Here is a 9,162-nt window from a genome sequence, read left to right as displayed (position 1 = left end):
ACCCAAAAGGCGCCACGGAACAAGCTTAAACTAGCTGTTGTCCCAGTAGAATCAACCAGTAGAATCAAGAAGAAGCCTCGCCCTACTGCTACGGGTTTGCCTGGGTGGGCAGTGGGCTTTGGCAAGCCAGGAGGGTGGGGAGGATGTCAATCTGGGCTGTTTTCCATGGCTAAGTCTTGCGAAACCCTGGAGCTCCGCGACGAGCAAAACCAGCCTCTCAAGTGCGAGGTGCTAAGACGGGTGGTCATTGAGGATCAGGTCTATGCCTTGGCCACCCCCCTGGATGCCGTCATCAAAGTGCTGGTGTGGGAGGAGGAGCCCGGGCAGAATGGAGATGCAGAGATGGAAGGGATCCTGGATGAGCCGGATCCCGAGGAGCTCCAGGCGGCTCTCCCCACCCTCCAAGCGGTTTTGGGGGAGTTGAACCTGACCCTGCAGCAAAACGGCTTTGACATCCTGACGGTGCAGGGAGAGCTGCCCCCCGTGGAAGAGGAAGATGTGTTTGAGCTGGGCGAAAGCGAGGAAGAGGCCCAGGAGTTCCAACTGTTGGCTACTTTCTTCCACCAGGACAAAAAGTACGGCGTTTTTACCCCCCTTGAGCCGCCGCTCATTTACGTCGCCCTGCCCGACGAGGGGGATCCCTACCTGCTGGATCCAGAGGACTCTCCTGCTCTTTTCAATCAGCTTAGTGCGCTGCTCTTGGATCTAGACGAGGCGGGCGAGGATGAGGAGTAGGTGACGCCTCTCTCCCTGCGGCTTTGAGCTGCTGGCGGTGGCAGGGCGCCTAGACTTTAGCTCGCCCTATAAGGAGCAGCAGGGATGCAACCGGTTGACCTGACCACCCTCCGGGCGGTGCTGGCGGATCTCAAACGGGCTGAGGCCGGCGGGGATCCCTTGCTGCCTGCCCGCGTGGAGTGGATCCAGCAGACGGATCTCTGGACAGTGGTGATTGGCCTGCGCACCCTCACGGCCCGGCCTTGCTTGCTCCTGTCTTGGCATCCCCAGGCGGCCCGAGTTCACCTCTGTCAGGCTCCCCCCAAGGAGGCAGAGGACTTCCCATTTGGCCAACACCTGCAGCGGCACCTGCGGGGCTTGGCCTTGACAGAGCTGGCGCTGCTGGACGAATGGGAGCGGGTGATTGACTTTCGCTTTGGCCCTCGCCCTGGGGATCCCCCCCAACGCCACCTTTATCTGGAAGTCATGGGCAAGTACAGCAATGCCATCCTGGTGGACGAGGGAGGCGTGATCTTGGCCTGTGGCCACGGGGTCAGCGAGCGGCAGTCGCGGGTTCGCCCCGTGCAGCCGGGTCTACTTTACGAAGCTCCCCCTGCCCTCAGCGATCCCATCCCGCACCAAGCCGAGCCCTTCTCCCAGTGGCAGGAGCGCCTTGCCTTGATCCCTGGCCCCATCAGTCAACGGCTGCTGCGCGGCTACCGTGGCCTCAGCCGGCATTTGGCAGAGGCGATGTGCCTGCAGGCCGGGATCCCACCCCAAACCCCCAGCAACCAACTCTCGCCTCAGGAGTGGCAGGCCCTGTTTTTTTGGTGGCAGGACTGGCTGGCTCGGCTGGAAACAGGCCGGTTTGAGCCGGCACTCACCCCCCAGGGGTACACTGTTCTCGGCTGGGGGGGCTCCAGCGGGGATCCCGTTCAGCCCAACTTGCACCAGCTCCTTGAAACCTACTACCAAGCCCAGCTCAACCGCGAACGCTTTGAGCGGGAGCGGCAGCGTCTGGGGCAAAAGCTAGCTGCCCTGCTGAAAAAACTCCGCCAGCGGCGCGAGCACTTTGAGAAGATGTTGGCCGACTCGGCCCAGGCCGAAGCCTCCAAGCAGGCTGCCGATCTCCTCATGGCCCATCTCCACCTCTGGCGGCCAGGGCTGAGCTCGATTGAGCTGCCGGATTTTGCCAGCGGCCAGAGGGTCAAGATCCCCCTGGATCCGGAGAAAAACGCTGTTCTCAACGCCCAGGCCTACTACCGCAAGCACCGCAAACAAAAGCGAGCCCAGGAGGCTGTCCGACCTTTGCTAGAAGCTGTAGCGCAAGAGATCCGCTACCTAGAGCAGGTGGAAGCGTCCCTGCAGCAGCTAGAAGCCTACCGCGAGCCCCAGGACTTGGCCGTCCTCCAGGAAATTGAGGCGGAGCTGATTCAGCAAGGCTACCTAGAAAGCCCCAGCCGGCTAGAGGGATCTAGGCGGGCCTCCTCAGCCAGCTTCAACCCCTATCGCTTCACTAGCCCCAGTGGCTTTTCTATCTGGGTGGGGCGCAACAACTGGCAAAATGAGCGGCTGACCTTTCGCGTCGCCCAAGACCAGGACTGGTGGTTCCATGCCCAGGAGATCCCGGGCAGCCATGTGCTGTTGCGCCTGCCTCCAGGGGCGGTGGCCGAAAGCGAAGATCTCCAAGCGGCTGCCGACTTGGCGGCCTATTTTAGCCGCGGCCGCTTCAGCGAGCAGGTGCCTGTGGTCTATACCCGCCCCAAATGCGTCTTTAAGCCCAAGGGATCCCCCCCCGGAATGGTGGTCTACAAGCACGAGCAGGTGCTGTGGGGGCGCCCCAGCCGCGCTCAGTTGCTTGTGGAAAGCCTCCCAGCCCTGTTGTAGCCTCTACTTCGGGTCTACTACGGATCCCATAAACAGCAGCGTTTGAGCCGCCGGGTTGCCGCCGGATCCCGAGGCCACAATGGCCAACCAGAAGGGGCGATCCGCTACGAATTGGAAGGGTTCTTGCCGGTCGAGAGCGGTGCGCGAGACAAGCACGCCAGTGGCGGCTGCCGCCTCGGATCCCTCTTCGTTGACTTCGAGGGCCGCCTTGTGCAAGACTCTGCTGACCCGTGTCGGCTCTGGGGTCATCTGGCTGAAATCGGCCCGACGGGAAAAGGCGATCCCCAGGCCCAACTGCTGCAAAGCCGGCCCCAGATCGGTCTCGTAGGCCAGCTTAAGCTTGGGGATCCGCACCGAGCCGGGGCGGGTGGGCAGGGATCCCGTCCATTCTTGCCACGTTTCTGGGCTGAGCTCCTGCCGCAGGGCTTCTAAGCTTACTCCCGGTTTCGGCAGCAGGATCAGCAGGGCCAGCTCCCCTTCCCCATAGGGCAGGCGCACCACCTGGAGCTGCTTGGTCTCCCGGTAGCCGTAGCGGCCGGATTGAGCCATCATCGGCACTCGGACACGGCTGCCATCCGGGCGGGTGAAGGGCTGGGGCTCTGTCAGGGCCGGATCGAAGGGCTGGGTCCACTTTCCCCTGAAATAGATGGCGTTGAGCAAAACCATCCTGTCTTCACGGCCGAGGCGGTCCACAAGGCGGTCAATCTTGCCCTGGGTGCGCTCGGCTACCCAACGGTTGATGGCCTGCACCGTTTGAGGGGATCCCAGCTCCACCCGATTGGCCACTGCTTGGTAATAGGTGGCCAGGGCTTGCAAAAAGGGAGGCCGCAAGGTGAGGGTGGTATCGACCCAAAGGCCGTTGGCCATTTGCACCTGGATTGGCCCTGCTGTTTGCGATCTTTCCGCCAGCCAGCGCACCATCTGAGCCTGGGTCCAGTTCAACTCATTGAGGGAGAGTTCCTGGGCCTCCAGGACCTTGGCCATTGCCGCTTGGGTCTCTCCAGCAGCGCCGTTGTACAGCAGGCTCAAGGCTAGGCGAATGCTCAAGGGGGAGAAAAAAAGGTTCTCTCGCGGCTGCTGCCGGAGCAAGTGATCGAAGAGTTTTAGCGCAAAGCGACTTTGGGCTTGCTGGGCCACCGCCTCTTCTCCATACCCTTCCCCGTAGGTCACGGTCGGCTGGAACGGGAGCCGCAGAGGGGTTTCCTGGGATCCCATCCCGTGCGTGGGCCAAAGGCCCAAGAGCAACAGGCCAAACAGAACCAAAAGCGGGATCTGGCTTGCCGAGAATCTGCTCATTCTTGGCTGGGGAACGACTCTGAGGCTATGGTATCGGGCTAGGGGTGGAGGGCTCTTGCCCAAACTGGCCGTTGTGGCTGCGCTTGAGGAGATCCCGGCCAAACTGGCCAAGGCTTTCCTCTAGTCCTCGTTCGCGACAGCGGTGCGGCCCAATTCCTGTCGGATTAGCAGCAGCAGAGCCAGCACCAGGGTCACTTCCGAGAGCAAGGTGGCCAGGGCTGCCCCTCGCCACCCCCACGCCGGGATCCAGATCCCGTTCAAAGCTCCATTCAGGACTAGGGCTGCCAGTTGTCGGCGGCTTCGCAGCTTTTGCAGGCCAGCGCCAGTGAGCAGATGAGACAGCAGCAGGTGGAGCCCTTCTAGCAAAATGACGGGACTAAGCCAGCGCAGGATGAGAGCTGTCTCTTGGTAGGCGGATCCCAGCAGCCAAGGAATCCCGTAGGATCCCAGGGCCACCCCCAGAGTAGCCAAGCTGCCATAGCCGACCACCCAGGGGAAAAGCTGGCGGGCGTAGCGGCAGCCCTGCAGCAGGCCCTGCTGACCCTGGCGGCACAGCTCGGCAAAGTGGCTAGTGAGCAGCGCAATCATCGGCGTTTGCGAGAAGTTGATGACCCGGTAGGCGGCGCTGTAGAGCCCCCCTGTTGCGCTCGAGGCCAGGCGAGGCAAAAGCAGCTTGTCTAGGTCGGCGAAGGTTTTTGCCGCAGCCAGCCCTACGGCAAAGTCCCAACCTGCTCTCAGCCGTGGCCCTACCTCTTGCCAGTCCAGAGCCGCAAGAGAAGGAGCGCACCACCGCCGCATCCTCCAGCTCATTGCCCCCAGCACTGCCAACACCATTAGCCCGTAGAGGATAGCCCATTGGGTCAGGGATCCCCAGCCCAAAACCATCGCCAGCAGCACGGCGCTAACCCGCCCTAGGGCCATGCCGGTGTCGATGAAGGCTACCCCGGCAACTTGCTCTTGCCCAATGAGGATCCCCCTGTACACTTCGGGGAGGGCAATAAACAGCAGGTCGCTCCCCAGCAGGATGCCCACCTCAAGGGGGGAGATCCCAACCAGCCAAAGGCTCAGCAGAGGTGTTAACAGCAGCACTATCCCGCCGCAGCCCAGCCCGACCAGCCACAAGCTGGGAGCGATCTCCTGGGCAGATGCTGCGGCTCCTCGGCCGCTCAGGCGCTGGATCAGAAGCTCTGACTGGCCCCAATAGCCAAAGGGGGCAGCTAGATTGCTGCAGGCCAAGATGGCGGAGAACACCCCAAATGCTTCTGGGCCCAACAGCCGCGCCAACAGGACGAAATAGGCTCCAGACAACCCTAAGCGCAGGCCATTGCCCAGCATCAGCCAGGCTGCCTGGCGCAGTCGGTGCCTTGCTTTTCCTGGACGAGGCCTGCCAAAGCTAGAGATACTGAGTAGATGCTGAGGCTGTCCGCCTAGCTGCGTCAGCGGGCCCCAAGGTCGGCTCCCATTCTTTTTCCGGCAGTTTTTCATGGCCAAACTTTACCCTGTTGCTCCTGCCCCGCCCAGCTCCAGCGCCTTAGGGGAGCGGAAGCCTCAAGCCTTGTTTTCCCCCCACTCCAAGCCGGCCGTACTGCGACAAGTCCTTCCCCCACCGCCGTCCCCTAGCCCCCCTTGCCTGGGATCCCCCCCGGCCAAAACAGTAGGCCAAGGCTATCGAGCCCTTGCCTTGCTCTTGCTGGCTAGCGGGTTGCTGTGGGGAGGACTGGGACCGCGGCTGGCCTACTTGCAACTGGTGCGTGCCCAGTACTACCGCCAGTTGGCCGACACCAACCGCATTCGCCTGTTGCCCCAGCCGCCGGAACGGGGGCGCATTGTCGATCGCAACGGCGTGTTGCTGGCCGGTAGTCAACTGTCCTACTCGGTCTTTCTCTGGCCGTTGGTGCAGTCGCGGCAGGGTTGGCAGGAGACGATCCCCAAGCTGGCTCAGTACCTAAACCTGGATGCCAAAGAAATTGCTCAAAAACTGGAGCAAGCAGGTTATCGCTCCCCATTCCCTGTGCGCATCCTGCGCAACGCCAGCCCCGAGGTGGTAACTCGGCTGGAGGAGAGAAGCCGGGAACTTCCAGGGGTGATGGTGGAGGCGGAGACGGTACGCTTCTATCCCCACGGCAGCTTGGCCGCTCACCTGCTGGGCTACACCGGCGAGATCCCCCCAGAGCAGCTGCGAGCCGATCCCAGCTATCGCCTGGGGGACATTGTCGGCCTGATGGGGGTGGAGGAACTGTTTGAGAGCCATCTGCGCGGCCAGGGGGGTGGGCGCCAGGTGGAGGTGGACGCCGTGGGAAAGGTGCTGCGGGTGCTAGGCGAACAGCCTCCTCAGCCGGGCAAAACCCTGCAGCTGACGCTGGACGTGCGACTGCAGCAGGCGGCAGAGCGAGCCCTGGGCCAGCAGAAAGGAGCAGTGGTCGCCATGGTTCCCCGCGACGGCTCGATCCTGGCTATGGCCAGCTATCCCACCTTTGATCCCAACCTCTTTTCTGGCCGCATCACCCAAGCGCAGTGGGAGAGCCTGCAAAAGCAGGATTTTCCCTTCCTCAACCGCGCCCTGCGGCCCTATCCCCCTGCTAGCACCTACAAAATCATCACCACTGCCGCCGGGATTGAGTCGGGGGTCTTCCCTCCGGATACGGTGCTGCAGACGGCTCCCTACATTAGCGTAGGCGGGTGGCGCTTCTGGGAATGGAACCGCGCCGGCTTTGGGCGGCTGAACTACCGTCAGGCGATAGCCTACAGCAGCGACACCTTTTTCTACCAAATTGCTCTAGGCACCAAGGCCGCCCCCTTGCAAGAATGGTCGCGCCGCTTTGGGTTAGGCCAGCCTACCGGGATTGGCCTCAAAGGGGAAGCTGCTGGGCTGGTGCCCGATGCCGCGTGGAAACAGCGCCACTGGCGGGAGTCCTGGTATGTGGGCGATACGGTCAACATGTCCATCGGGCAAGGATTTGTCACCGCCACGCCGCTGCAGATGGCAGTGGTGACGGCAGCGGTAGCCAACGGTGGCTGGCGGGTTCGTCCCTTGCTCTCCCAGCAGGTGATCCCGGAAAGCCCTGTGCCCCTGCGACAGAAGGTGGGTCTCTCCCCTGCCACCTTGCAGATCCTGCAGCAGGGGTTGCGGGATGTGGTAGTTTACGGCACCGGCGGCAACGCCAACCTGGGCCCAGGCTTTCCTCCCGTAGCAGGCAAAACTGGCACCGCTGAGGATCCGCCGCGGCGCTCCCACGCCTGGTTTGTCGGCTACGCTCCCTACGATCGGCCTGAGTTGGTGGTCGTGGTTTTTCTAGAAAACAGTGGCGGCGGGGGTGGATCCCGGGCAGCTCCGATCTTCCGCGAGGTGATGCGGGCTTACTTCCAAAGCAACTAGTGATACCCCAGCTCCACCCTTTGCTAGGAGAGCATTAGCATGATCTCAGTGCTACCTTTGTGTTCAAAAAATTCTGCTCTGCTCCTCGATTGGGTTAGCACGAGGGAGTCCCTAAGCTCCTTCTCTAGCCGGCTTCTAGCCTAAGTTGGCTGTAAAATAGGTCAGTGATTTGGAGCCAAATGGCTACAATCCTATCGTCGGCAGCGGCTGTGCCCTGGCACAAGGCTAGCCCTGCTCCTACAGCCACAACTTCTCTGAGCAGCTCATTGAGGAGACCAGGATGAACAAGGCAGAGCTTGTGGAAGCCGTCGCTCATCGCGCTAACGTAACCAAAAAAGAGGCTGAGGCTGTCTTGACGGCAGCCTTGGAGATCATCGTGGAAGAGGTTGCCTCCCGCGATGAAAACGGAGAACCCAAAGGAAAGGTCACCCTAGTGGGCTTTGGTTCCTTTGAGGCCCGCAAGCGCAAAGAACGGGAAGGCCGCAACCCGAAAACCAACGAGAAGATGGTGATTCCCGCCAGCGTTGTCCCCACTTTCACCGCCGGCAAAGCTTTTCGCGATGCGGTGGCAGCTGGCCACAGGTCTTGAACCGCTGGGTTAGGCCAGGTCCCGTTCGCATAGGCGGGAGGGAGTCCTGAGGGGATTAGCGTGCAACGGCCTCGACATGGTGGCCACCGAGCTTGGGCAGCAGCGATTGCTGGTTGCCCGGTTGAGGCCATCGTGGATTTTTCCGCCAGCCTCAACCCCCTGGGCCCGCCGCAGTCGGTTGTGCAAGCCCTAGTTCGAGCGCTGGCGGCACCGGACCCAGTTGCCATCAGCTGCTACCCGGATCCCGACTATCGAGAGCTACGCGCTTGTTTGGCGCAGCGCTGGTCAGTCGACCCGGAGTGGATTTTTGTCGGCAACGGGGCGGCGGAATTGCTGACCTGGGCTGCTCGGGAGGCACAGGGGCTAGAGGTATGGCTGCCCCGTCCCGCTTTTGGCGACTATGAGCGGGCACTGCGGGCAGCAGGTGCCGTGATCAAGCCGCTGGATTGGCTGTCTTGTTCGGGATCGCCCACTGCTGCTTTGCTGCCAGAAGGGATCCCTGGCAACAAGAGAGGCCGGGTGCTCTGGCTAAACAATCCCCACAACCCGACGGGCCAGCTGATCCCGCGGGAGGCCATTCTGCCTCTTCTACCCCACTTTGAGCAGGTGGTGGTGGATGAGGCTTTTATGGACTTTCTCCCGGGAGACGCGCCGCAAGATCCAATTGATCTCTGCGCTGCAGCTGCTTGCCCCAGCGGGTCAGTGGCCCCTTTGCCCCGCAGCCAAACCTTGATCCCCTACCTTGAGGCCCACCCTAACACCCTTGTCATTCGCTCGCTGACCAAGTTTTTTACTTTACCCGGGTTGCGCATTGGGTTTGCAGTGGGCCATCCGGAGCGCTGGCGACGCTGGCGGCAGTGGCGGGATCCCTGGAGCGTCAATGGCTTGGCGGCAGTGGCGGCGGCAGCGGCTTTGGCTGACGCGGACTTTCGCCAGCGCACCTTGATGTGGTTGCCCAGGGCCCGCGAGCATCTGCTCAGAGGTCTGCAGGCGCTGCCCGGTTGGGATCCCTGGCCCAGCCAAGCCAATTTTGTGCTGGTGCGCTGCCCCCTCTCCGCCACGCAGCTTCAAGAACAGCTGCTGCGGCAGTACCGCATCCTGGTGCGGGATTGCCTAAGCTTCCCAGAGCTGGGGGATCGCTATCTGCGTATTGGCCTAAGAACTCTGCCGGAGCAAGAGCGCCTGCTCTCGGCCTGTTGGGAGATCCTGGAAAATCTCTCTCCTATAGCACCCATTGACTGATAGGGGCTTCTTTGGGGCCAAGCTCTAGAGGCCGGCCTCAGCTCTGTGGCATGGTATT

7 protein-coding genes are annotated in these 9,162 nt (G+C 62.0%); 5 read left to right on the top strand and 2 right to left on the bottom strand.

The window, feature by feature from the left end; all coding sequences use genetic code 11:
- Positions 1 to 165: 165 nt before the first annotated feature.
- Positions 166 to 735, top strand: coding sequence for a DUF3727 domain-containing protein (locus tag NW860_RS11070; protein ID WP_414393870.1), 570 nt, complete (start codon positions 166 to 168; stop codon positions 733 to 735).
- A gap of 84 nt (positions 736 to 819) precedes the next feature.
- The gene (locus NW860_RS11065) at positions 820 to 2,601 is read left to right on the top strand and encodes an NFACT family protein (RefSeq protein ID WP_414405994.1); all 1,782 of its coding nucleotides are present in this window, start codon (positions 820 to 822) and stop codon (positions 2,599 to 2,601) included.
- Between the two features lie 3 nt (positions 2,602 to 2,604).
- Here the strand turns inward: NW860_RS11065 and NW860_RS11060 are convergent, their stop codons facing one another.
- Both NW860_RS11060 and NW860_RS11055 read right to left on the bottom strand, forming a co-directional pair.
- Positions 2,605 to 3,864 carry a serpin family protein gene (locus tag NW860_RS11060; protein WP_414514193.1) on the bottom strand — a complete coding sequence of 420 codons (1,260 nt, stop codon included), beginning with the start codon at positions 3,862 to 3,864 and terminating at the stop codon, positions 2,605 to 2,607.
- Between the two features lie 153 nt (positions 3,865 to 4,017).
- Positions 4,018 to 5,232: a lipopolysaccharide biosynthesis protein gene (locus NW860_RS11055; protein ID WP_414514191.1), complete on the bottom strand. Its 1,215-nt coding sequence runs from the start codon at positions 5,230 to 5,232 to the stop codon at positions 4,018 to 4,020.
- Positions 5,233 to 5,380: 148 nt separating this feature from the next.
- On the opposite strand from NW860_RS11055, the gene mrdA reads away from it, so the two are divergent.
- The 3 genes from mrdA to NW860_RS11040 all read left to right on the top strand — a co-directional run bounded on the left by mrdA (position 5,381) and on the right by NW860_RS11040 (position 9,104).
- A complete protein-coding gene (gene mrdA, locus NW860_RS11050) occupies positions 5,381 to 7,273 on the top strand; it encodes a penicillin-binding protein 2 (protein WP_414514190.1) in 1,893 nt (630 codons plus the stop codon).
- A gap of 280 nt (positions 7,274 to 7,553) precedes the next feature.
- Positions 7,554 to 7,862 (top strand): HU family DNA-binding protein, encoded by a 309-nt coding sequence (locus NW860_RS11045; protein WP_414393879.1) that lies wholly within the window; start codon positions 7,554 to 7,556, stop codon positions 7,860 to 7,862.
- A 60-nt stretch (positions 7,863 to 7,922) separates the two neighbouring features.
- The gene (locus NW860_RS11040) at positions 7,923 to 9,104 is read left to right on the top strand and encodes a pyridoxal phosphate-dependent aminotransferase (RefSeq protein ID WP_414514187.1); all 1,182 of its coding nucleotides are present in this window, start codon (positions 7,923 to 7,925) and stop codon (positions 9,102 to 9,104) included.
- The last annotated feature ends 58 nt before the right edge of the window (positions 9,105 to 9,162 follow it).

Origin of the sequence: Synechococcus sp. F70.1, from assembly GCF_047502745.1 — a bacterium.
In the GTDB taxonomy this organism is placed as follows: Bacteria; Cyanobacteriota; Cyanobacteriia; order Thermostichales; family Thermostichaceae; genus Thermostichus.
This window is presented reverse-complemented; position numbering and strand designations above follow the sequence as displayed.

Coding starts and splice junctions, on each gene's coding strand:
- NW860_RS11045 (WP_414393879.1), top strand. CDS start 7,554: ATGAACAAGGCAGAGCTTGTGGAAGCCGTCGCTCATCGCGCTAACGTA.
- mrdA (WP_414514190.1), top strand. CDS start 5,381: ATGGCCAAACTTTACCCTGTTGCTCCTGCCCCGCCCAGCTCCAGCGCC.
- NW860_RS11070 (WP_414393870.1), top strand. CDS start 166: ATGGCTAAGTCTTGCGAAACCCTGGAGCTCCGCGACGAGCAAAACCAG.
- NW860_RS11055 (WP_414514191.1), bottom strand. CDS start 5,232: ATGCTGGGCAATGGCCTGCGCTTAGGGTTGTCTGGAGCCTATTTCGTC.
- NW860_RS11065 (WP_414405994.1), top strand. CDS start 820: ATGCAACCGGTTGACCTGACCACCCTCCGGGCGGTGCTGGCGGATCTC.